Below are 21,889 nucleotides of genomic sequence, written 5' to 3'. Positions count from 1 at the left end.
AAAGGAATCCCGTCATCCGAAGATGACCGGGGTTCAATAAATTGGCATTGAACATAGTGCACGCTGTTGAGTTCTCAAGGAACGGACGCACCCGAAGCGACCCGAAACACGGGCCCACCTCGAAGCAACCAAAGAAACCACACACCAGTCGCCGAAACACGACGAACCACAACCCGAAGGCCATGATCAACACTGAGTGCGAAGTTCCATCCTAGACTTGAAATCACCGAGTCGCAAACTGCTGCGCCTTCGAGGTTATTTGGCTAGAACCACCGCACGAACCAGGCCGCACTCTCGCGCTTCCCGGCCGCCGCGGCGACAAGAGAAGAATCTACGCCACCCACACCCCACCCCACAAATCCATTCCGCACCCCGGGCGTGTCGCGACCACACACGACAGTGCTCAGTTCACCTCGTCGGGGTGGGAGCTCACGCGCCCCTCGCGTTCGAGTGCGGTGATCGCCTGCATCTCCGCCTCACCGAGCTCGAAGTCGAAGACGTCGAAGTTCTCGGCCATGCGCGCGCGACGCGTCGACTTCGGGAAGACGATGTGCCCCCGCTGCAGGTGCCACCGGATCACGACCTGCGCCGGCGACTTGCCGTGCGCCGCCGCCGCGTCGGCGACCTCGGGCAGCTCGAAGAGCGGATACTTGCCCTGCCCGAGCGGCCCCCACGCCTCGATCGCGATCCCGTGCTCCTCGGCGAAAGCGGTCGTCGCCGGCTGCTGGTGCGCCGGGTGCAGTTCGATCTGGTCGACGGCCGGCACGACGTCGCTCTCGGCGAGCAGTCGCTCGAGGTGCGGAACGAGGAAGTTCGAGACGCCGATGGAGCGCACGCGACCCGAGTCGCGCAGCTCCTCGAAGGCGTGCCAGGTCTCGACGTAGCGATCGCGTGCAGGAGTCGGCCAGTGGATCAGGTAGAGGTCGACGTACTCGAGGCCGAGGCGCTCGAGGCTCGCATCGAAGGCGTCGTGCACCGACTGCGTGCCCTGGTCGTCGTTCCAGAGCTTCGTCGTCACGTAGAGCTGCTCCCTGGGGATGCCCGAGGCGGCGATGGCCCGACCCACCCCCTCCTCGTTGCCGTAGATGCGCGCGGTGTCGAGGTGCCGGTAGCCGATCTCGAGCGCGTCGGCCACGATGCGCTCGGTCTCCTTCGGATCGACCTTGAACACCCCGAAGCCGAGCTGCGGGATGGAATGGCCGTCGTTGAGCTGAATGCGGGGAACCGTCATGCCCGCCATCCCATCACGCACGCAGCCCGGCGCGACAGGGCGGTTCGCTCCCCGCGAATCGCACGCGAGCGCGAAGCAGCTGCGAAAGCGACGCGAAAGGGCACGCCGACCAGGCCGCCGTCCTACGATGGAGGGCTGATGACTTCGCCGCTCCCGATCCCAGTGATCACCTACCCCGCCGAACTGCCCGTCTCCGCGCAGCGCGAGGAGATCGCCCGCGCCCTCGAGTCGCACCAGGTCGTCATCGTCGCGGGTGCCACGGGGTCGGGCAAGACGACCCAGCTGCCGAAGATCTGCCTCGAGCTCGGCCGCACGTCCATCGCGCACACCCAGCCCCGCCGCATCGCGGCGCGCACGATCGCCGAGCGCATCTCGGAGGAGCTCGACGTCGAGCTCGGCGGACTCGTCGGCTACCAGGTCCGCTTCACCGACCAGGTGAGCGAGGCGACCCGCATCAAGGTGATGACCGACGGCATCCTGCTGAACGAGATCCACCGCGATCGCGAGCTGCGCCGCTACGACACGATCATCATCGACGAGGCGCACGAGCGCAGCCTCAACATCGACTTCCTGCTCGGCTACCTGAAGCGGCTCCTCCCCCGCCGGCCCGACCTCAAGGTCATCGTCACGAGCGCGACGATCGATCCCGAGAGCTTCGCCAGGCATTTCGAGACTGTGCCAGTTGAAGGTGGCTCGGGCACGCCCGCTCCCGTCATCGAGGTCTCGGGGCGCACCTACCCCGTCGAGGTGCGCTACCGCCCCCTCGTCGCCGAGGCGTCGGGCGAGACCGGCGAGGACGCCGCCGACGAGGGCGCCGCGGCCGAGGACAAGGACGTGCAACGGGGCATCCTCGACGCCCTCGACGAGCTCGACCGCGAGTCGCGCGGCGACGTGCTCGTCTTCCTCTCGGGCGAGGGCGAGATCCGCGACGCCGAGCAGGCGGTGCGCGGGCACTACGCGACCGCAGGCGGACGCGGTGGCGAGACCGAGGTCCTGCCGCTGTACGGCCGGCTCTCCTCGGCCGAGCAGCACAAGGTGTTCGAGCCGTCGAAGGTGGCGGGGCTCCGCCGCCGGGTCGTGCTCGCGACGAACGTCGCGGAGACCAGCCTCACGGTGCCCGGCATCCGCTACGTCGTCGACGCCGGCACCGCGCGCATCAGCCGCTACTCGGTGCGCTCGAAGGTGCAGCGCCTGCCGATCGAGGCGATCTCACAGGCCTCGGCCAACCAGCGCTCGGGGCGCTCGGGCCGCACCAGCGACGGCATCGCGATCCGCCTCTACTCGGAGGAGGACTTCGAGCGGCGGCCCGAGTTCACCGACCCCGAGATCCTGCGAACGAACCTCGCGGCGGTCATCCTGCAGATGGCCTCGCTCGGGCTCGGCCCCATCGAGGAGTTCCCGTTCCTCACCCCGCCCGACAGCCGCGGCATCCGCGACGGCGTCGACCTGCTGCGCGAGCTCGGCGCGCTCGAGGGGGGAACGTCGAGCGAGGGGCCGAAGCTCACGAAGGTGGGCCGGCAGCTCTCGCGCCTGCCGATCGAACCGCGATTCGCACGCATGGTGCTCGAGTCGAAGGCGCAGAACGTCTCGCGAGAGGTGCTCGCGATCGTCGCCGGGCTCACCGTGCAGGATCCGCGGGAGCGCCCGCTCGACCGGCGCGAGCAGGCCGACGGCTTCCACGCCCGGTTCGTCGACCCGACCAGCGACTTCCTCACGCTGCTGAACCTCTGGAACCATCTCGAGCAGAAGCAGCGCGAGCTCTCGGGCAGCGCCTTCCGCCGGATGTGCAAGTCGGAGTTCCTGAACTACCTGCGCGTGCGCGAATGGCAGGACCTGTACCGCCAGCTCGCACGGCTCGCGAAGCCGCTCGGCCTGCAGATCGCGCGCGAGGCATCCGACCCGAACCCTGACGGGATCCACAAGGCGCTGCTCTCGGGGCTGCTCTCGCAGCTCGGCCTCCGCGACGACTCGAAGACCGGCAGCGGGCGCGGCGGCGCGGGTGCGGCCCGCGAGGCCGAACGCCGGGGCCGCCGCCCGCAGTCCGAGTTCCTCGGTGCCCGCAACACCCGCTTCGTCGTGTTCCCGGGCTCGGCGCTCGCGAAGAAGCCGCCGGCGGCGCTCATGAGCGCCGAGCTCGTCGAGACGAGCCGCCTGTTCGCCCGCACCAACGCGGCGATCGACCCGGCGTGGGCCGAACCGCTCGCCGGCTCGCTCGTGAAGCGCAGCCACAGTGAACCGCACTGGGAGAAGCGCCAGGGCTCGGCCGTCGCGTACGAGAAGGTCACGCTCTACGGGGTGCCGATCGTCGAGCGCCGGCGCATCCAGCTCGCCCGCATCGACGCGCCCTACGCACGCGAGCTGTTCATCCGCCACGCGCTCGTCGAGGGCGACTGGCCGAACGAGACCCGGCGCGACCCGCTGTTCGAGTTCGACCGGCGCAACCGCCGGCTGCGCGCCGAGCTCGAGGCGGTCGAGGAGCGCAGCCGCCGACGCGACATCCTCTTCGACGACGAAGCCGTCTTCGACTTCTACGACGCGCGGATCCCGGCCGACGTGACCTCGACGAGGCTCTTCGAGACCTGGTGGCGCGAGGCGAAGAAGCTCGACCAGGGCCTCCTCACGATGACCGCCGAGACGCTCGCCCCCGAGGACGCGCCGGCGATCGACGACGAGGCGTTCCCGCCCACCTGGCAGCAGGACGACCAGACCCTGACCCTCCGCTACCGCTTCGAGCCCGGGGCATCCGACGACGGGGTGACCGTGCAGGTGCCGCTCGTGCTGCTCGCGCGACTGCGGCCCGAGGGCTTCGACCGGCAGGTGCCCGGGCTCCGAACCGAGCTCGTGACCGCGATGATCAAGGCGCTGCCGAAGATGATCCGGCGCAACGTGGTGCCCGCGGCCGACTGGGCGGCGAAGATCGTCGCCGAGCTCGACGGGCGGGATGCCACGGCGCAGGCCTCGTTCGCCGACGAGGTCGCCGGCGTCATCAAGCGGCTGACCCACACGCCCGTCACGGGTGCGGACTTCGTGATGGATCGGATCCCGCCGCACCTGCAGATGTCGTTCCGGGTGGTCGAGGGACGCGGCAAGCAACTCGGCGTCGGCAAGGATCTGCGGGCGCTGCAGGCGCAGTTCTCCGACCGTGCGCGCGACGCCGTCGCCGGCACCTTCGCTGCTGGGGGCGGCGCGGGCGGCGCGGGCGAGCAGCGACGACGCGGGCCGAAGGCCGTCGACGTCGGGCAGGGGCCGATCAGCCCGGCGGCGCTCGGCGGCGCGGGTGCCGGCGCCGGCCTCGAACGCAGCGGGCTCACGAAGTGGGACTTCCCCGAGCTCCCGCGCCACGTCGACACCGACGTGGGCGGCAACCGGGTGCGCGCCTACCCCGCGCTCGTCGACGACGGCGAGACCGTGAGCATCCGCCTGCTCGCGACCCCCGAGGACCAGGCCGCGGCGATGCCCGGCGGCATCCGGCGCCTGCTCATGCTCGCGACGCCCTCGCCCGTGAAGTACGTCGAGCAGCACCTCACCGGCAACGAGAAGCTCGTGCTCGCCACGAGCCCCTACCCGAACACCGCGGCGCTGTTCGCCGACTGCCTCGTCGCGTGCGTCGACGACGTGCTGTACCGGGTCAAGGACGACGGCATGCTCTTCACGAAGCTCGAGTTCGACACCGTGCGCGACCGCATCTCGGGCGTCGTCATGAACACGATGTTCGAGACGGTCTCGCTCGTCGCGAGCACGCTCGTCGCACTGCGCACCGCCGAGAAGGCGGTGAAGTCGGCGACGAGCCTCGCCCTGCTGCCCGCGCTCGGCGACGCGCGCGCGCAGCTCGACGGGCTCGTGTTCCCCGGCTACGTCTCGCGCACCGGGCTCGAACGGCTGCGGCACCTGCCGCGCTACCTCGAGGGGGTCACGATGCGCGTCGGCAAGCTCGAGCAGAACCCCGGCCGCGACCGCGTCTGGATGAACGAGGTGCAGGTCGCGCTCGGACGCTTCGCCGACGCCGGCGGCACGATCCCCCTCGCGCCGCGCTCGCCCGCGAACCTCGTGCGCGCGCGCTGGCTCATCGAGGAGCTGCGGATCAGCCTCTTTGCGCAGGAACTGCGCGCGGCCGAGAGCGTCTCGCTGCAGCGGATCACGAAGGTGCTCGCCGCGAAGGCGTGAGACAGGTTGCCGGCGGCTGCCGGGGACGCCGAAGGCGGGCGCCCTCGGGCGCCCGCCTTCGGAATGCTGCTGCTACGCGCCGATGAGGCGCGCGGCGAGGAAGCCCTCGAGCTCGGCGAGCGGCACGCGCTGCTGCTCCATGGTGTCGCGGTCGCGCACCGTCACGGCGTTGTCGTCGAGCGAGTCGAAGTCGACCGTGATGCAGAACGGCGTGCCGATCTCGTCCTGGCGACGGTAGCGGCGGCCGATCGCACCGGCGTCGTCGAAGTCGACGTTCCAGTGCTGGCGCAGCGACGCGGCGACCTCGCGGGCGAGCGGCGAGAGCTTCTCGTTGCGGCTGAGCGGCAGCACGGCGGCCTTGACCGGCGCCAGGCGCGGGTCGAGCTTCAGCACGGTGCGGGTGTCGACGCCGCCCTTCGCGTTCGGCACCTCCTCGACGTGGTACGCGTCGACGAGGAACGCCATGAGCGAGCGGGTGAGGCCCGCCGCGGGCTCGATGACGTAGGGGATCCAGCGCTCGTTCTTCGACTGGTCGAAGTAGCTGAGCTCCTTGCCGGAGTGCTCGGAGTGCGTCGAGAGGTCGAAGTCGGTGCGGTTCGCGACGCCCTCGAGCTCGCCCCACTCGCCGCCGGTGAAGCCGAAGCGGTACTCGATGTCGACGGTTCGCTTCGAGTAGTGGCTGAGCTTCTCCTTCGGGTGCTCGAAGAGGCGCAGGTTCTCGGGGTCGACGCCGAGGTCGAGGTACCAGTTCCAGCGGTAGTCGAGCCAGTACTGGAACCACTCGTCGTCGGTGCCGGGCTCGACGAAGAACTCGAGCTCCATCTGCTCGAACTCGCGCGTGCGGAAGATGAAGTTGCCCGGCGTGATCTCGTTGCGGAACGACTTGCCGATCTGGCCGATGCCGAACGGGGGCTTCATGCGCGCGGCCTGCAGCACGTTCGCGAAGTTGGTGAAGATGCCCTGCGCGGTCTCGGGGCGGAGGTAGTGCATTCCGCTCTCGTCCTGCACGGGGCCGAGGTAGGTCTGCAGCATCATGTTGAAGTCGCGGGGCGGGGTCCACTGGCCGCGGGTGCCGCAGTTCGGGCAGGCGATGTCGCCCATGCCGTTCTCGGGAGCGCGGCCCTTCTTCTCCTCGAAGGCCTCGAGCAGGTGGTCCTCGCGGAAGCGCTTGTGGCAGTGGAGGCACTCGACGAGCGGGTCGGTGAAGACGCCGACGTGCCCCGAGGCGACCCAGACCTGCTTGGGCAGGATGACGCTCGAGTCGAGGCCGACGACGTCGTCGCGGCGGGTCACCATGTAGCGCCACCACTGGCGCTTGATGTTCTCCTTCAGCTCGACGCCGAGGGGGCCGTAGTCCCATGCGGAACGCGATCCGCCGTAGATCTCGCCCGCCTGGAAGACGAAGCCCCGGTGCTGGGCGAGGGCGATGACGGATTCGAGACGGCTGGGTGCGGCCACGGTGGCTCCAATGGTGCAAGGGGCCAGAGGCCCGAGAGGGGATCGGAGACCATCCTACGAAATCCGGCCGCGCTCCGGGCGCCCCGCCGAGCGGGCCGGAGGGCGGGCGGCGCTCAGCCGGCCTCGCGCAGCGAGTCCGGCCCGATCTCCTCCACCGAGCGGTGGCCCGCCAGCCCCATGGTGAGGTCGAGCTCGGCGATGTGGTTGCGCACGACCTCTCGCACGCCGTCGGTCCCCGCGACCGCGAGCCCGTACGCGTAGGGTCGGCCGATGCCCACCGCGGTCGCTCCGAGCGCGAGCGCCGTGAAGGCGTCGGCCCCGCCCCGCACCCCGCTGTCGAGGATCACGGGCACCCGCCCGCCGACCCGCTCGACGACGCCGGGCAGCGCGTCGAGCGTCGCGACGGACCCGTCGATCTGGCGGCCGCCGTGGTTCGACACCACGAGGCCGTCGACGCCGTGGTCGAGGGCCTTCGCCGCGTCGTCGGGATGCACGACGCCCTTGAGCAGCACGGGCAGCGACGTCCACTCGCGCAGCTTCGCGAACGACTCCCAGGTGAGCGACGGATCGCTGAAGACATCGAGGAAGGTCTCGACGGCGGCCCGCGGCAGCGGCGAGCGCAGCGCCTCCCGGACGCCGCCGTCGACGAGCCGCGTGTGCGCGCCGGAACGGGCGATCGAGAACGCCGAGGCGAGCAGGGTGGGGGTGACCTTCGGCCTGGCCGGCGCGCCTCCTGAGCCCGCTCGGGCGACCCGCTCGCGCACGAGTTCGGCGAAGACGGGGTCGCTCGTGTACTGCGCGATGCCCTGCCCGCGCGTGAACGGGAGGAACGCGGCGTCGAGGTCGCGCGTGCGCCAGCCGAGGAGGTGCGTGTCGAGCGTGACGACGATGGCCTCGCAGCCGGCCGCCTCCGCGCGCCGCACGAACGATGCGTTCAGCTCGTCGGAGGCGCTCCAGTACAGCTGGAACCATCGTGAGCGCGACCCCATCGCCGCCGCGACCTCCTCCATCGGACGGGACGCCTGGTTCGAGAGCACGTACGGCACGTCGAGGGCCGCCGCCGCCCGGCCGACCGCGACGTCGGCCTCCGCGTGGGCCAGCTCGGCGACCCCGATCGGCGAGAGGACGAACGGGGTCGCGCGGCGCCGGCCGAGCAGCTCGATCGACAGGTCGCGGGTCGAGACGTCGCGGAGCACGCGCGGCCAGATCTGCCGACGCGCGAACGCCGCACGGTTCGCGGCCATGGTGGACTCTGCACCGGCGCCGCCCGCGAGGTACGCGAAGGCCTCGGCGGAGACGGCCTTCCGTGCGGCGCGCTCGAGCGCCTCGGCGTCGACCGGCACCGCGGGCCGGATGCCCGAGAGGCCCGCTCGGTACACCTCGGATTGCGTCGCGCGCCCGTACCCGCGATCGTCGTCTGCCATCGGTTCGCTCCTTCGCGATCGTCGACGCCCTGCACGTGCGAGCCAGCGTAGCGGCGTCGCCGCCTAGGGTTGAACCGATGCCTCTCCCCGACCTCCTCGTCTCGGCCATCGCCCTCGTGCGCGACCGGCGGGTGCTCATGGTGACCGCGCGCGACCGCGAGGTCTACTACATGCCCGGCGGCAAGATCGACCCCGGCGAGACCGCCGCCCAGGCCGCCGCGCGGGAGGCCTACGAGGAGGTCGCGCTCGAGCTCGACCCCGATGCGCTCGACGAGCTCTTCGAGGTCGTCACGCAGGCGCACGGCGAACCCGACGGCCGGCTCGTGCGCATGCGCGTCTTCCGCGCAGAGACGGATGCCTCGCCGCGCGCCTCGGCGGAGGTCGGCACCCTGCACTGGGTGACTACGAGCGAGCTCGACCGCTGCCCGCCCGCCGGAGCGGAAGTGCTGCGGCGGCTCGCGGCGTCCGGCGTCATCGACTGAGGCCGCTCTAGACTGCGGTCATGTCGCAGACCCGCGAGTTCCGCCGCGGCGAGGACGTGGTCGTGATCCACGACTCGGGACGGCCCGACGGGCCGGAGTACGTGCTGGTGCACGGACTCGGCATGGCGCACGACTACTGGTCCGAACTCGCCTCCGTGCTCGAGCAGACCGGGAGGGTGCACGCGCTCGACCTGCCCGGCTTCGGCGACGCCCCCGAGCCGGCCGCACCGCTGAGCATGCCGGCGGCCGGCGAGCTCCTGGCTGAGCTGCTCGTCGCCGAGGGGATCGACCGGGCCGTGCTCGTCGGTCACTCGACGGGGGCGCAGGTCGTGACCGAGACGGCGGCGCGGCATCCCGAACTGGTCGACCGGGTCGTGCTCATCGCACCGACGGTCAATCCCCGTGAACGCACGCTCGCGAAGCAGACCATGCGGTTCCTGCAGGACATCGCCCTGGTCCATCCGAAGGCCCTCTGGTACGGCGTCTCGCTCTATGCGAAGGCGGGTCCGCGCTGGTACGCGGCGAACCTGCTCCCGATGCTCGAGCACCGCATCGAACTGGTCCTCCCCGCGGTCACCGCGCCGACCCTCGTCATCCGCGGCGAGCACGACCGCATCGTGCCGCGCGACTGGGCCGAGGAGGTGGCCCGGCTCGTGCCCGACGGCCGCTACGCGGAGGTCCCGGGGCGCGGACACGAGACGATGATCCGAGCCGGTCGCCGCGTCGGCGAGCTCGTCGCGCGGCACGCGCAGGGGCTGCCGGCGGGTCGTCCGGCCTCGCTGGTCGACCCCCCGCCGACCGACCGGCCGCTGGGGGTCGCCGCAGCACTCGGCGTGATGGCGCGCGACTACGCCTACGCCGGGGTGCGCCAGTTCGCCTGGCTCGGCGCCCGCCACGAGCCGCACGCCTGGCGCCGGGGCGAGCCCGACAAGCCGCAGGTCGTGCTGCTGCCCGGGGTGTACGAGCACTGGTCGTTCATGCGGCCGCTCGGCGACGCACTCAACGCCGAGGGCCACCGCGTCGTCGTCGTGCACGGCATGCGCGCGAACCGACGCCCGATCGCCGAGACCGCCGCCCGAGTGGCGAAGGCGCTCGCGCGCTCCGCTCCCCCACCGGCGGGGCGCGTCATCGTGGCGCACAGCAAGGGCGGGCTCATCGGCAAGCACGTGCTCCTCGACGACGAGGGCGAGTCGCTCGGGGTTCGAGGGGTCGTGGCGATCTGCACCCCGTTCGCGGGCGCGCGCCGCGCTCGGCTGTTCGGCGACCCGAGCATCCGGGCCCTCCTGCCGGGCGACGCGACGATCGTGCGGCTCGAGGATGCGGCATCCGTCAACGCGCGCATCGTGTCGGTCTTCGGCACCTTCGACCCGCACGTGCCCGACGGCAGCGCGCTCGAGGGGGCGATGAACGTGCAGGTGGCCGTCGCGGGCCACTTCCGGGTGCTCGCGGCGCCCGAGACGGCGGAGGCGGTGCTCGCCGGCATCGCGCGGCTCACCGACGACGCCCACGGTGCTACGGGATCAGCACCTTCGTCGTCGACACGCTGATGCTGTGCACGGTGCCGAGCAGCGACGACCAGAGCTTGATGTCGTCGCCCGGCTGCTTGACGTAGGGCGCGCCGCGCCGGTCGAGCATGGTGTGACCCATCTGCACCTCGAAGCTCACCCCGACGGCGTAGACGTGCCCTCCCTGCAGTTGCACCGTGGCGCCGAGGTCGGCGAACGTGCGCTTCGTGCTCACGATCGCGCTGCCGCCCTGGCCCTGCCGGCTGAACGCGAAGAGGCTGCGGGCGCCGAACGGGCGCACGAGCTCCCAGCGGCCCGTGACGAGGTCGATCTCCCACACGGCGAGGTACGCCGTGCCGCGGTAGTCGACGTTCGAGTAGCCGGCGTCGGTGCCGGGCAGGTACCACCACCGGTGCTCGGCGACGAGGTCGATGTCGGCCCCGAGCCGCACGTACGAGAGGCTGGCGCTCGGCGCGAAACGGACCCCGGTGCCCGCGTAACCGGTGTAGCCGGGCGCGAGCCCCGACACGTTGACCCAGGCGAAGAGGCGGCCGTCCTTCTCGGATGCGTGGCTGCCGGCGGGCTGCCCGCCGATCGTGTTCGCCCAGCTGTAGCGATAGCGACGGTCGGCCGGCGCCTCGGTGAACCAGTACTCCCTCGAGTCGGCCTCCGACGGGATGTAGAGGCTGTCGGGCCAGTTCAGCGTGAAGACCGGCCGGTCGGTGAAGTAGTCGCGGAAGATCAGGTCGCGGAGCTCGACGAGCTGGTCGAGCGGGATCGTCTCGTCCATGACCGCGAGCTCGAGTCGGTCGTGGAGGGCCGCGACACCGGGCGGCGGCGAGAAGGTGAGCGGGCCGATCGGCTTGCCGTCGTCGGCGCCCGTCGTCGATTCGTGCTCTGCGGAGATGGACACGGTGCACCCCGTTTCCGCTCGCGCCGAAGAACGCGAGCAATGCTCGGTTCGATTCGGGTTCAGCGTACGGCGGGCCGCCGCCGGCCGACAGGGGGGCATCCCTGAGCGTCGCTCAGACGAGTCAGAACGCCTCGAACGGGGCGGCGTAGCGGAACGTCCCGACCGGAGTCTCCCCCGGGTCGAGGCGCGCCGCCTGGAAGTAGGCGCCCCAGGCCGGCTCAGGAGCCACGATGCCGAGATCGGTGCTCGGCACGAATCCGAACCGGCCGTAGTAGGCAGGGTCGCCGAGCAGCGCGACGACCCATTCGCCGCGCACGGTCGCGAGCCGCAGGGTCTCGCGCACGAGCGCCGACCCGATCCCGCCGCGCTGAACGCCGGGGTCGACGCCGATCGGCCCGAGTCCGAGGGCGGGTCGGTCGCCGATCCACCCGCGCGTCGTGATGCAGTAGCCGACGACGGCGCCGTCGAGCTCCGCGACGAGCGCGAGCTCGGGGATGAACTCGACCGAGCCGAGCAGCGCCGCGTTCAGGACGACCTCGATCGGCGGCGACGCCGCCGGCGACCCGCCGGGCTGCGGCCCCGAGAACGCCTCGGCAAGCAGCCGGTCGACGACCTCGCGGTCGAGGTCGTGGAACGCGCGGATCAGCACCTCGACGCCGCCGTCAGTGCACGAACTCGAGCAGGTCGAGCCCGACCTGGCGCATGCCGTCGAGCACTGCGAGCCGCGACGAGAGCATCGTGTCGGCGTAGTACATCGACACCGCGTAGGCGACGCTCGCCCGCGGGCCGCGGAGCACGCCGACCTCGCTGCGCACGCCGCCGTCGGTGCCGGTCTTGTTCATGAGCAGCAGGCCGTGATCGGGTGAGCGGTGCGCGAGCGGATCGAGTCCGAACGCCGAAGCGACCATCGAGAGGTCGGCGTTCAGCGAGAGCCAGCCGACGACGCGCTGCGACACCTCGGGCGAGACGATCTCGCCGCGGGCGAGCGAGGCGAACAGCCAGGTCAGCTCCTTCGCGGAGCCGATCGAGAGCTGCGGCGCGTCGTCGGGGCCGCGGTGGTCGCGGACCAGGTCGAGGAGGGCGGTGCGGGTGAGCCCGAGGGTCTCGGTGCGGGCGCGCACCGCCTCGAGCCCGATGTGGCGGATCAGCACGTTCGTCGCGAGGTTGTCGCTCGTCGCACCGATGAGCGCGGCGAGGTCGGCGATCGGCAGCGACGGCGACTGGAGGTGCTGCCAGATGCCCGAATCGCCGACGGCGTCGCGCGGCGCCCGGTCGAGCACGGTGAACGACTCGGCGCTCGCCCCGACGAGGCGCGAGGCGACCTCGACGAGCAGCAGCACCTTGCCGATCGAGGCCGTCGGCATCACGACGTGGTCGTCGACGGAGAACAGCACTTTGCCGGTCGCGAGGTCGGTCGCCCGGGCGGATACCTGCACGCCGGCGAGCGCGAGCTCGCCGAGGGCCGCGAAGCCGCGGGCGAAGTTCTCGTTCGGCTCCTCCGTGCGGTGCTTGCCCTTGCGCAGATCGGCATGACGTGCTCGTCGCTCGGATCCCTGCGACGACGTCACCACGGTGCTTGCACGCTCTTCCTCAGACGGTCGGCGCTCCCCCACCGCGGGCTGCGGCGCGCACGAGTTGTTCGGATTCTCGGACTTCGGATCAGTGATTACCAGATCGTCACCCGCTCGGCAGGGTCGAGCCAGAGGGCGTCGTCGGCAGTCACTCCGAAGCCAGTGTAGAACTCATCGATGTTGCGGACGATCTGGTTGCACCGGAACTCGTTCGGCGAGTGCGGGTCGATGGCGAGCAGACGCACGACCTCCTCGTCGCGGCCCTTCATCTGCCAGGCCTGCGCCCACGACAGGAAGAACCGCTGGGCCGGGGTCAGGCCGTCGATCACGGGCGCCTGCTCGACGCTGCCGCCCTGCGACAGCACGTACGCCTTCCACGCGATGGCGAGCCCGCCGAGGTCGCCGATGTTCTCGCCGATCGTGAGGGCGCCGTTGACGTGCGGCTCGTCGCCGGAGCCAGCTTCGGATGGCGCCGTCTCGGTCTGCAACTGCGCCGGGACGAGCGCGTCGTACTGCTCGATGAGCGCCTTCGTGCGCGCCTCGAACGCGGCGCGATCGTCGGCCGTCCACCAGTCGGTGAGACGCCCGTCGCCGTCGTACTTCGAGCCCTGGTCGTCGAAGCCGTGCCCGATCTCGTGCCCGATGACGGCGCCGATCGCGCCGTAGTTCGCGGCCGCGTCGCGCCCGGCGTCGAAGAACGGGTACTGCAGGATCGCCGCGGGGAACACGATCTCGTTGAAGCCGGGGTTGTAGTACGCGTTGATCGTCTGCGGCGTCATGAACCACTCGTCGCGGTCGATCGGCTTGCCGATCTTGCCGAGCTCGCGGTTGAACTCGAACTCGGCGGTCGCGCGCACGTTGCCGACGAGGTCGTCGGCCGTGATCTCGAGCACCGAGTAGTCGCGCCACTTCACGGGGTACCCGATCTTCGGGGTGAACTTCTCGAGCTTGTCGAGGGCCTTCGCCTTCGTCGCCTCGCCCATCCAGTCGAGCGCCTCGATCGACTCGCGGTACGCGAGCACGAGGTTCGCGACGAGCTCGTCCATCGCCACCTTCGCGGCGGGCGGGAAGTGCCGGTCGACGTAGATGCGGCCGACCGCCTCGCCCATCGCGCCCTCGACGAGCGAGACGCCGCGCTTCCACCGCTCGCGCATCTGCGGGGTGCCGGTGAGGGTGCGGCCGTAGAAGTCGAAGTTCGCCTCGACGAGGTCGCTCGAGAGGTACGCCGCGTTCGAGCGGACGACCTGCCAGGCGAGCCAGTCGCGCCAGGCGGGAATGCGCTCGTCGGTGAGCAGGGCACCGAGCCCCGCGAGGAACGAGGGCTGGCGCACCACGAGCTCGTCGAACGCGTGAGCAGGCACGCCCATCTCGTCGCGCCAGATCGCGAGGTCGACGGATGCCTCGTCGACGACGCCCTGCCAGGGCTTCAGGTTGTAGGTCTTCTCGCTGTCGCGGGACTCGACGTTGTTCCAGTGCACGGCCGCGATCGCGGACTCGAGCTCGAACACCCGCGCCGCCCGCTCTGCGGGCTCGTCGAGCTGCGCGAGCCGGAGCATCCGCTCGAGGTGCGAACGGTACGCCTCGCGAACGCTCTCGAAGCGCTCCTCGCGGAAGTAGCTCTCGTCGGGCAGGCCGATGCCGCCCTGCTCGACGAAGACGAGGTAGCGCTCGGGGTCGCCGGGGTCGTTGTCGACGTAGAGCTGGGCGAAGCCCGCGACGCCCTGGCGCTCGAGGCGGCCGAGGGTCTCGAGCAGGCTCGGCACCGAGCTCACGAGCGAGACGTCGACGAGCTGGCCGGCGATCGGCGTGACCCCGAGCAGCTCGGCGCGCTCCTCGTTCATGAAGCTTGAGAAGAGGTCGCCCACCTTGCGCGCCTCGGTGCCGGGCTCGGCCTCCTGCGACTCGTGGATGATGTCGCGCACGGCCTGCTCGGCCTCTTCGTGCAGCTCGATGAAGGAGCCGAAGCGCGCCTTGTCGGCGGGGATCTCCGTGCGTTCGATCCATGCGCCGTTCACGTGGCGGAAGAGGTCGTCCTGCGGACGCACCGCCGCATCGAGTTCGTCCTGCTTGATACCGGAGGGGAGCGCGACGTCGGTCATCCCCCCAGCCTAAGCCGGGGCGGACATGCTTGGATGTTCCCGACATGAACACGCTCCTCAACATCATCTGGTTGGTGCTCTCGGGCATCTGGCTGTTCCTCGGTTACGTGCTCGCGGGCGTCGTCATGTGCATCCTCATCGTGACGATCCCCTGGGGCATCGCCTCGTTCCGCATCGCCGGGTACGCGCTCTGGCCCTTCGGCCGCACCGTCGTGCAGAAGCCGACCTCGGGCGCATGGTCGTTCATCGGCAACGTCATCTGGGTGATTCTCGCCGGCTGGTGGCTCGCGCTCGAGCACCTCATCGCCGGCGTGCTGCTCTGCATCACGATCATCGGGATCCCCCTCGGCATCGCGAACTTCAAGCTCGTGCCGGTCTCGCTCGCGCCGCTCGGCAAGGAGATCGTCGACGCCTGACCGCGGGGTCGGCGGGCGGTCGACGGCGGTCGACGCTCCCCTCGGAGCCGCGTCGGCGGCCGCGCCTAGGCTTCAAGGGACATGAGCACCGAGACGCCCACGCCCCGCACCGTCGACCGAGACATCCTGCGCCTCGCCGTGCCGGCGCTCGGCGCGCTCATCGCCGAACCGCTCTTCCTGCTCGCCGACACCGCGATGGTCGGGCACCTCGGCGCGACCCCGCTCGCGGGCCTCGGGCTCGCGAGCGCCGTGCTGCAGACGATCATCGGGCTGATGGTGTTCCTCGCCTACGCGACGACCCCGGCGGTCGCCAGGCGGGTCGGCACCGGCGACCTGCGCGGCGCGGTCGCGGCGGGCATCGACGGGCTCTGGCTCGCGCTCGGCATCGGCGTCGTGCTCGCCGTCGCCGGCTGGTTCGCGGCGCCCTGGCTCGTCGGGCTCTTCGGGGCGACGAGCGAGGTCGCCGCCGAGGCATCCGTCTACCTCTCGATCTCGATGGCGGGGCTGCCCGCGATGCTCGTCGTGTTCGCCGCCACGGGCCTGCTGCGCGGCCTGCAGGACACGCGCACGCCGCTCTGGGTCGCGGGCATCGGCTTCGCCGTCAACATCGCCCTGAACTACGTGTTCATCTACGTCGCCGGGTGGGGCATCGCGGGCTCGGCCATCGGCACCGTCGTCGCCCAGTGGGGCATGGTCGCGGTGTACCTCGCCGTCGTCGCGCGCCACGCCGCGCGCGCCGGGGCCAGCCCGTGGCCGCACCACGCCGGGGTGCTGCGCGGCGCCGCCTCGGGCGGCTGGCTGCTGCTGCGCACCGCGAGCCTGCGCGTCGCCCTGCTGCTCGCGACGTGGGCGGCGACCTCGCTCGGCTCGGACGAGCTGGCGGCGTTCCAGGTCGCGATGACGATCTACTTCACCCTCGGCTTCGCGCTCGACGCGCTCGCGATCGCCGCGCAGGCGCTCATCGGCCGCGGGCTCGGCGTCGGCGACGTCGTCGTCGTGCGGCGGATCCTTCGGCGCTGCGTCGAATGGGGCATCGGCGCCGGCGCGGTCCTCGGGGCGATCCTCATCGCGACGGCGTGGGTGCTGCCGGGCCTCTTCACGAGTTCCGCCGAGGTGGCCGCGCTGCTGCCGCCCGCCTTCGTCGTGCTCGGACTCTCCGCGCCGCTCGGCGGCCTCGTCTTCGTGCTCGACGGCGTGCTCATCGGCGCGGGCGACGCCCGCTACCTCGCCTGGACCGGACTCGTGAACCTCGCCGCCTTCGTGCCGCTCGCGCTCGGCGTCGTCGCCGTCGCCCCGCCGGGCGCGGCCGGGCCGGCCTGGCTCATGGCGGCGTTCGCGATCGGCTACCTCGCGGCGCGCGCGGTGACCCTCGGGCTGCGGGCGCGCGGCGACCGCTGGATGGTCACCGGCGCACCCGACTGAAGCGGCGGGCCGGCCCTCACTCCGCCCCGGCCCCGAGCCACTCGCGAGCCGCGGCGACGAGCGCCGCCGCGCCGACCTCGAGCGTCGGGTCGATCACCGGCGCGAAGTGCGGGGAGTGGTTCGAGGGCAGGTCGTCGGGCAGGCGGCCCGCGGCGAGCGCCACGGGGTCGAACCGCGCCGGATCGAACCCGCCCAGGAGCCAGTACACGAGCGGGGCGCCCGCCGCGGTCGCCAGCACCCCGACGTCCTCGCTGCCCGACACGACGCCCGGGTCGAACACGCGCTGCTCGCCGAAGGCCCGGCGGAGCGCCTCGGCGGTGCGCTCGGATGCGACGGGGTCGTTGACGGTGAGCGGGAAGCGCTCCTCGAACACGACCTCGGGCTCGCGCGGCGCACCCGACGCGGCCGCCTCACCCTTCGCGATGCGATCGATCGCAGCGACGACCTTCTCGCGCACGGCCTCGTCGAAGGTGCGGACGCTCAGCCCGAGCTTCGCCTCGGACGGGATGATGTTGTTCTTCGTTCCGGCGTGCAGCTGCCCCACGGTGACGACCGCCGAGTCGGTGGCGGCGATCTCGCGGGCGACGATGCCCTGGAGCCGCACCGTGATGGATGCCGCGAGCAGCACCGGGTCGACGGTCGCCTCGGGCCGGGAACCGTGCCCGCCGGTGCCGTGGACGAGCACCGAGAGCGAGTCGGCCGCGGCCATCGCCGGGCCGGGGCGCAGGCCGACGAAGCCGGCCGGCAGCGGTGCGACGTGCTGGCCGAGCACGACGTCGGGCTTCGGCACGCGGTCGTACAGTCCGTCGGCGACCATCGCCTCGGCGCCGCCGCCCTGCTCCTCCGCGGGCTGGAACACCACGACGAGTGTGCCCGACCAGCCGGCGCGGTCGGCGACGAGGCGTTCGGTCGCCCCGAGCAGGCAGGTCACGTGCACGTCGTGCCCGCACGCGTGCATCACGGGCACGTCGTTGCCGTCGACGTCGGTCGACCTCGCCGTGCTCGCGTACGGCAGCCCCGTCTCCTCGTGCACCGGGAGTCCGTCCATGTCGGCGCGCAGCAGCACCGTCGGGCCGAGGCCGTTCACCAGCACCCCGGTGACCCCGGTGCCGCCGATCCCGGTCGTGACCTCGAGCCCGAGCGAGTCCAGCGTCGCGGCGACGATGCCGGCGGTGCGATGCTCCTGGAAGGACAGCTCGGGGTTGGCGTGCAGGTCGCGGTAGACGGCACCGAGGTCGAGGCTCATGGGGTCAGCCTAGGGCGGGGTCGCCTGCCCTCGGCGGAGGGCCGGGGTCAGCGTGCGGGCGCGGCCGTCGTGTCGCCGACGTGGAGCGTGCTGGTGAAGCACACCGACTCGGGCGCCTCGCCCGCGAGCAGCCGTACGACGGCCTCGCCCGCCGCACGGCCCTTCGCGACGGAGGGCTGCGCGAGCGTGGTCAGGTCGTGCTGCAGGCCGTCGACGCGGATGCCGTCGAACCCGAGCACGCTGAGCTCGGCCGGGACGGCGATGCCGTACTCCTCCGCGGCGAGGATGACGCCCGCCGCGAGCAGGTCGCTCTGTGCGATGATCGCGGTCGGCCGGGTCGCGGGGTCGGCGAGCACCGAACGCCCCGCCTCGAGGCCCTCCTCGATCGAGCTCGTGCCGGCGACCTGCACCGGCGCATCGGGGAACACCTCGCGGGCGCCGGCGAGTCGCTCGCGCGTCGTCGCCGCGGTGCCCGCGAGCTCGAGCTCGGGGGTGAGCGCGCCGCGCGTGCGCGCCGCATCGAAGGGCAGGGAGACGATCGCGACCTGCGAGTGCCCGAGCTGGCGCAGGTACTCCGCGCCGCGCCGGGTCGCCTGCCGGTTGTCGATCGAGATCTCGGGGATGCCGTCGCCGGTCGCGCCCTCGATCGCGACGGCCGGGATGCCCCGCCGTCGGAGCGCCTCGACCGATTCGGCCAGGCGCGGGCTGCACCCGATGAGCACCACCGCATCGACCGGCGCGCTCTCGATGCTCACGGCGTTGTCGCCGGGCTCGCCGGTGTCGGTGAGGAGGAGCAGGCCGGCGCCGAGCGGCGCGATGCCCTCGGTGATGCCGTCGAGCATCTGGATCTTCACCGGGTCGAGGAACGCCGCGCGCACGCGCTCTTCGAGGACGACTCCGACGATGCCCGAGCGACCGCGCCGCAGCGAGCGGGCGCGGGGGTCGGGGCCGCCATAGCCGAGCTCGGCGGCGGCGTCGATCACGCGCTGCTTCGTGGCGTCAGACACCGGGCCGGCGCCGCTGAACGCGAGCGACGCCGTCGAGGCGGAGACGCCGGCCTTGGCCGCGACGTCGGCGAGGGTCGGCCGAGAGGTGGTCGCGACCGGATCCGGTGCGGCAGGTTCGGACTGCATGGGGCGATTCTAGGCCGAATCGATTCGAAGGAGCCGTGCGGCGTCAGGAGCGCTCGGCGATCTCCTTCACTTTCGCGACGAGCGAGTCCCACATCCGCTTCGAGTGCGCCATCGCCTCGGCCGACGGATTGTTGTCCTGGCGGAGCGTCAGCACGGTGGAACCGCCCTGCTCGTCGAGCGTCCAGGTCAGGGTGTGATGGTGCTCGGGCAGATCGGGCTCACCGCTCAGCGGGCTGAAGTGGGTGTGCACCAACCGCTCCCCCGGAATCACCTCGAGCACGGTCCCGTGGTCCTCGTACGGCTCGCCCTTCCACTCGCCACGCCAGCGGATCGGCCCGCCGACCGCCCAGTCGGTCACGAGCTCGGTGCCGAACATGAACTCGCGGGCGGCGACGGGGTCGGTGATCACCGCCCAGACGCGGTCGCTGGATGCCTCGACGGTGGTGGTCGAGATCGCGTCGAAGTCCTCGGCCATGATCGTCTCCCTCCCGGCGTCGCCGATCGACGCCGTCGGGTCGAACGCTACGCCCGACGTCCGACGGCGCGGCAGGCCTTGACGGGCCAGGCCCGACGGTCTCAGCCGGCGGCGACCGCGTCGCGCGCCTCGACGAACGCGGCGACGCAGCGGCGGATCTCGTCCTCGGTGTGCGCGGCCGAGAGCTGCACGCGGATGCGGGCGGCGCCCTTCGGGACGACGGGGTACGAGAAGGCCGTGACGAACACGCCGCGCTGCTGGAGCGCGTCGGCGATGCGGGCGGTGAGCGCGGCGTCGCCGAACATGACCGGCACGATCGCGTGCTCGCCCGGCAGCAGCTCGAAGCCCGAGGCATCCATGAGCTCGCGGAAGAGCGCCGCGTTCGCCTTCAGGCGCGTGCGCAGCTCGCCCGAGGAGGCGAGGAGCGACAGCGCCTCGATCGTGCCCGCGACGATCGCGGGGGCGAGCGTGTTCGAGAAGAGGTAGGGGCGCGCGCGCTGGCGCAGCAGGTCGACGATCTCCTGGCGGGCGGCCACGTAGCCGCCGGATGCCCCGCCGAGCGCCTTGCCGAAGGTGCCGGTCGTGATGTCGACCCGGCCCTCGACGCCGCAGTACTCGGGGGTGCCGCGGCCGTGCTCGCCGACGAAGCCGACGGCGTGCGAGTCGTCGACGAAGACGAGCGCCCCGTAGCGGTCGGCGAGGTCGCAGATCTCCTGGAGCGGGGCGATGTAGCCGTCCATCGAGAAGACGCCGTCGGTGACGATGACCGTGCGGCGTGCGCCCGCGGCCTCCTGCAGCTTCGCCTCGAGGTCGGCCATGTCGCGGTTCTTGTAGCGGAACCGCTGCGCCTTCGAGAGCCGGATGCCGTCGATGATCGAGGCGTGGTTGAGCTCGTCGGAGATGATCGCGTCATCGGCCCCGAACAGGGTCTCGAAGACGCCGCCGTTCGCGTCGAAGCACGAGGAGAAGAGGATGGTGTCGTCGTAGCCGAGGAACTCGGACACGCGACGCTCGAGCTCGAGGTGGAGCTCCTGCGTGCCGCAGATGAACCGCACGCTCGCGAGGCCGTAGCCCCACTCGTCGAGCCCGCGGTGCGCGGCCGCGACGATGCGCGGGTCGTTCGCGAGGCCGAGGTAGTTGTTCGCGCAGAAGTTCAGCACCTCGCGGCCCGCGACCTCGATCTCGGAGGACTGCGGACCGTGGATGCCGCGCTCGCGCTTCGTGAGGCCCGCGGCCTCGATCTCGTCGAGCTCGGCCCGCAGCTGCGCCTTCACGTCTCCGAACATGTTCAGACCTCCGTCCAGTCGAGGATGACCTTGCCCACGCCGCCCGAGGCGGCCATGTCGAACGCCTCGCGCCAGTCGCGCGCCGCGTAGCGGTCGCTGATGATGGAGGCCACGCGCCCGCGCAGCTCCGAGCTGGTCTGCAGCATCGCCGACATCGAGTTCCACGTTTCGAACATCTCGCGGCCGTAGATGCCCTTCAGCGTCAGCATGTGCGTGACGACCTTGCCCCAGTCGATGGGGAACTCCTGCGCAGGCAGGCCCAGCATCGCGATGCGGCCGCCGTGGTTCATGTTCTCGATCATCTCGGGCAGCGCCGCAGGCGAACCGCTCATCTCGAAGCCGACGTCGAAGCCCTCGCGCATGCCGAGCCGGCCCTGCGCCTCGCGCACGCGCTCCTTCGAGACGTCGACGACGTCGTCGGCGCCCATCTGCCGGGCGAGCTCGAGGCGCGCGGGCGACACGTCGGACGCCACGATGAAGCGGGCGCCCACGTGGCGCGCGACCGCGATCGACATGAGCCCGATCGGGCCGCAGCCGGTGACGAGTACGTCCTCGCCGACGACGGAGAAGGCGAGGGCCGTGTGCACGGCATTGCCGAAGGGGTCGAAGATCGCGCCGACCTCGGGGTCGACGGGCGAGTGGTGCACCCACACGTTCTCGCCCGGGATGACGATGTACTCGGCGAACGCCCCGTCGCGGTGCAGCCCCACGCCGAGCGTGCGGATGCACATCTGACGACGGCCGGCGCGGCAGTTGCGGCACATGCCGCAGACGACGTGGCCCTCCCCCGAGACGCGGTCGCCGACCGCGACGTCATGCACGAGCGGACCGACCTCGACGACCTCGCCGTAGAACTCGTGCCCCGCGATGAGCGGCGTCGCAATGGTCGACGCGGCCCAGTCGTCCCACTTCTCGATGTGCAGGTCGGTGCCGCAGATGCCCGTGCGGAGCACCCGGATCTTCACGTCTGCGGGGCCGGGCGTGGGCTCGGGCCGTTCGACGAACTCGAAACCGGCGCCGGGAGCGGACTTGTAGAGGGCCTTCATCGCAGGGTGACTCCATTG

Annotated in this window: 17 protein-coding genes; 5 read left to right on the top strand and 12 right to left on the bottom strand. The window is 71.6% G+C overall.

What is annotated here, in order from left to right:
- Positions 1-403: 403 nt before the first annotated feature.
- On the bottom strand, positions 404-1,231 hold the full coding sequence (locus ACFVAJ_RS21590) for an aldo/keto reductase (protein ID WP_376947919.1): 828 nt from the start codon (positions 1,229-1,231) through the stop codon (positions 404-406).
- Between the two features lie 138 nt (positions 1,232-1,369).
- On the opposite strand from ACFVAJ_RS21590, the gene hrpA reads away from it, so the two are divergent.
- On the top strand, positions 1,370-5,395 hold the full coding sequence (hrpA, locus tag ACFVAJ_RS21585) for an ATP-dependent RNA helicase HrpA (RefSeq protein WP_376947917.1): 4,026 nt from the start codon (positions 1,370-1,372) through the stop codon (positions 5,393-5,395).
- Positions 5,396-5,467: 72 nt separating this feature from the next.
- Here hrpA and ACFVAJ_RS21580 read toward each other — a convergent pair whose 3' ends face one another.
- Both ACFVAJ_RS21580 and ACFVAJ_RS21575 read right to left on the bottom strand, forming a co-directional pair.
- The gene (locus tag ACFVAJ_RS21580; RefSeq protein ID WP_376947915.1) at positions 5,468-6,853 is read right to left on the bottom strand and encodes a glycine--tRNA ligase; all 1,386 of its coding nucleotides are present in this window, start codon (positions 6,851-6,853) and stop codon (positions 5,468-5,470) included.
- 113 nt (positions 6,854-6,966) lie between these two features.
- Positions 6,967-8,277 (bottom strand): alpha-hydroxy-acid oxidizing protein, encoded by a 1,311-nt coding sequence (locus tag ACFVAJ_RS21575; RefSeq protein WP_376947913.1) that lies wholly within the window; start codon positions 8,275-8,277, stop codon positions 6,967-6,969.
- Between the two features lie 77 nt (positions 8,278-8,354).
- Between ACFVAJ_RS21575 and ACFVAJ_RS21570 the strand changes: the two genes are divergently transcribed.
- Both ACFVAJ_RS21570 and ACFVAJ_RS21565 read left to right on the top strand, forming a co-directional pair.
- Positions 8,355-8,759 carry an NUDIX domain-containing protein gene (locus ACFVAJ_RS21570; protein WP_376947911.1) on the top strand — a complete coding sequence of 135 codons (405 nt, stop codon included), beginning with the start codon at positions 8,355-8,357 and terminating at the stop codon, positions 8,757-8,759.
- A gap of 20 nt (positions 8,760-8,779) precedes the next feature.
- Positions 8,780-10,306: an alpha/beta fold hydrolase gene (locus tag ACFVAJ_RS21565; protein WP_376947909.1), complete on the top strand. Its 1,527-nt coding sequence runs from the start codon at positions 8,780-8,782 to the stop codon at positions 10,304-10,306.
- Here ACFVAJ_RS21565 and ACFVAJ_RS21560 read toward each other — a convergent pair.
- From ACFVAJ_RS21560 to ACFVAJ_RS21545, 4 genes are all read right to left on the bottom strand, one after another.
- Positions 10,272-11,177 (bottom strand): hypothetical protein, encoded by a 906-nt coding sequence (locus ACFVAJ_RS21560; RefSeq protein ID WP_376947907.1) that lies wholly within the window; start codon positions 11,175-11,177, stop codon positions 10,272-10,274. The two genes, ACFVAJ_RS21565 and ACFVAJ_RS21560, sit on opposite strands and share 35 nt — an antisense overlap.
- Positions 11,178-11,298: 121 nt before the next feature.
- Entirely contained in the window at positions 11,299-11,826 is a 528-nt protein-coding gene (locus ACFVAJ_RS21555) for a GNAT family N-acetyltransferase (protein WP_376947905.1), read from the bottom strand.
- A gap of 13 nt (positions 11,827-11,839) precedes the next feature.
- Positions 11,840-12,748, bottom strand: a complete 909-nt coding sequence (locus ACFVAJ_RS21550; protein WP_157423888.1) for a serine hydrolase — start codon at positions 12,746-12,748, stop codon at positions 11,840-11,842.
- A gap of 95 nt (positions 12,749-12,843) precedes the next feature.
- Positions 12,844-14,847, bottom strand: coding sequence for a M13 family metallopeptidase (locus ACFVAJ_RS21545; RefSeq protein ID WP_376947903.1), 2,004 nt, complete (start codon positions 14,845-14,847; stop codon positions 12,844-12,846).
- Positions 14,848-14,891: 44 nt separating this feature from the next.
- On the opposite strand from ACFVAJ_RS21545, the gene ACFVAJ_RS21540 reads away from it, so the two are divergent.
- The gene (locus ACFVAJ_RS21540) at positions 14,892-15,263 is read left to right on the top strand and encodes a YccF domain-containing protein (RefSeq protein WP_376947901.1); all 372 of its coding nucleotides are present in this window, start codon (positions 14,892-14,894) and stop codon (positions 15,261-15,263) included.
- A gap of 81 nt (positions 15,264-15,344) precedes the next feature.
- Positions 15,345-16,685: an MATE family efflux transporter gene (locus ACFVAJ_RS21535; RefSeq protein ID WP_376947900.1), complete on the top strand. Its 1,341-nt coding sequence runs from the start codon at positions 15,345-15,347 to the stop codon at positions 16,683-16,685.
- Between the two features lie 16 nt (positions 16,686-16,701).
- Here the strand turns inward: ACFVAJ_RS21535 and ACFVAJ_RS21530 are convergent, their stop codons facing one another.
- The 5 genes from ACFVAJ_RS21530 to tdh form a co-directional block, all read right to left on the bottom strand.
- The gene (locus ACFVAJ_RS21530) at positions 16,702-17,931 is read right to left on the bottom strand and encodes an amidohydrolase (RefSeq protein WP_376947898.1); all 1,230 of its coding nucleotides are present in this window, start codon (positions 17,929-17,931) and stop codon (positions 16,702-16,704) included.
- Between the two features lie 47 nt (positions 17,932-17,978).
- A complete protein-coding gene (locus ACFVAJ_RS21525) occupies positions 17,979-19,064 on the bottom strand; it encodes a LacI family DNA-binding transcriptional regulator (RefSeq protein ID WP_376947896.1) in 1,086 nt (361 codons plus the stop codon).
- 43 nt (positions 19,065-19,107) lie between these two features.
- Complete coding sequence (locus ACFVAJ_RS21520; protein WP_376947894.1) at positions 19,108-19,539, bottom strand: SRPBCC domain-containing protein; 432 nt, start codon at positions 19,537-19,539, stop codon at positions 19,108-19,110.
- Positions 19,540-19,640: 101 nt separating this feature from the next.
- Positions 19,641-20,825, bottom strand: a complete 1,185-nt coding sequence (locus ACFVAJ_RS21515; protein ID WP_376947892.1) for a glycine C-acetyltransferase — start codon at positions 20,823-20,825, stop codon at positions 19,641-19,643.
- 2 nt (positions 20,826-20,827) lie between these two features.
- Positions 20,828-21,871, bottom strand: coding sequence for an L-threonine 3-dehydrogenase (tdh, locus tag ACFVAJ_RS21510; protein WP_376947890.1), 1,044 nt, complete (start codon positions 21,869-21,871; stop codon positions 20,828-20,830).
- Between the last annotated feature and the right edge of the window lie 18 nt (positions 21,872-21,889).

It is taken from the genome of Agromyces sp. NPDC057679 (assembly GCF_042799635.1).
Taxonomy (GTDB): domain Bacteria; phylum Actinomycetota; class Actinomycetes; order Actinomycetales; family Microbacteriaceae; genus Agromyces.
The sequence above is the reverse complement of the archived record's forward strand: the minus strand, read 5'-3'. Positions and strand labels throughout refer to the sequence as shown.

Bases quoted from the DNA above. Each gene is read 5' to 3' on its own strand.
- ACFVAJ_RS21565 (WP_376947909.1), top strand. From the start codon at position 8,780: ATGTCGCAGACCCGCGAGTTCCGCCGCGGCGAGGACGTGGTCGTGATC.
- tdh (WP_376947890.1), bottom strand. From the start codon at position 21,871: ATGAAGGCCCTCTACAAGTCCGCTCCCGGCGCCGGTTTCGAGTTCGTC.
- ACFVAJ_RS21570 (WP_376947911.1), top strand. From the start codon at position 8,355: ATGCCTCTCCCCGACCTCCTCGTCTCGGCCATCGCCCTCGTGCGCGAC.
- ACFVAJ_RS21535 (WP_376947900.1), top strand. From the start codon at position 15,345: ATGAGCACCGAGACGCCCACGCCCCGCACCGTCGACCGAGACATCCTG.
- ACFVAJ_RS21525 (WP_376947896.1), bottom strand. From the start codon at position 19,064: ATGCAGTCCGAACCTGCCGCACCGGATCCGGTCGCGACCACCTCTCGG.
- ACFVAJ_RS21545 (WP_376947903.1), bottom strand. From the start codon at position 14,847: ATGACCGACGTCGCGCTCCCCTCCGGTATCAAGCAGGACGAACTCGAT.
- ACFVAJ_RS21590 (WP_376947919.1), bottom strand. From the start codon at position 1,231: ATGACGGTTCCCCGCATTCAGCTCAACGACGGCCATTCCATCCCGCAG.
- ACFVAJ_RS21520 (WP_376947894.1), bottom strand. From the start codon at position 19,539: ATGGCCGAGGACTTCGACGCGATCTCGACCACCACCGTCGAGGCATCC.
- hrpA (WP_376947917.1), top strand. From the start codon at position 1,370: ATGACTTCGCCGCTCCCGATCCCAGTGATCACCTACCCCGCCGAACTG.
- ACFVAJ_RS21575 (WP_376947913.1), bottom strand. From the start codon at position 8,277: ATGGCAGACGACGATCGCGGGTACGGGCGCGCGACGCAATCCGAGGTG.
- ACFVAJ_RS21515 (WP_376947892.1), bottom strand. From the start codon at position 20,825: ATGTTCGGAGACGTGAAGGCGCAGCTGCGGGCCGAGCTCGACGAGATC.
- ACFVAJ_RS21540 (WP_376947901.1), top strand. From the start codon at position 14,892: ATGAACACGCTCCTCAACATCATCTGGTTGGTGCTCTCGGGCATCTGG.
- ACFVAJ_RS21530 (WP_376947898.1), bottom strand. From the start codon at position 17,931: ATGAGCCTCGACCTCGGTGCCGTCTACCGCGACCTGCACGCCAACCCC.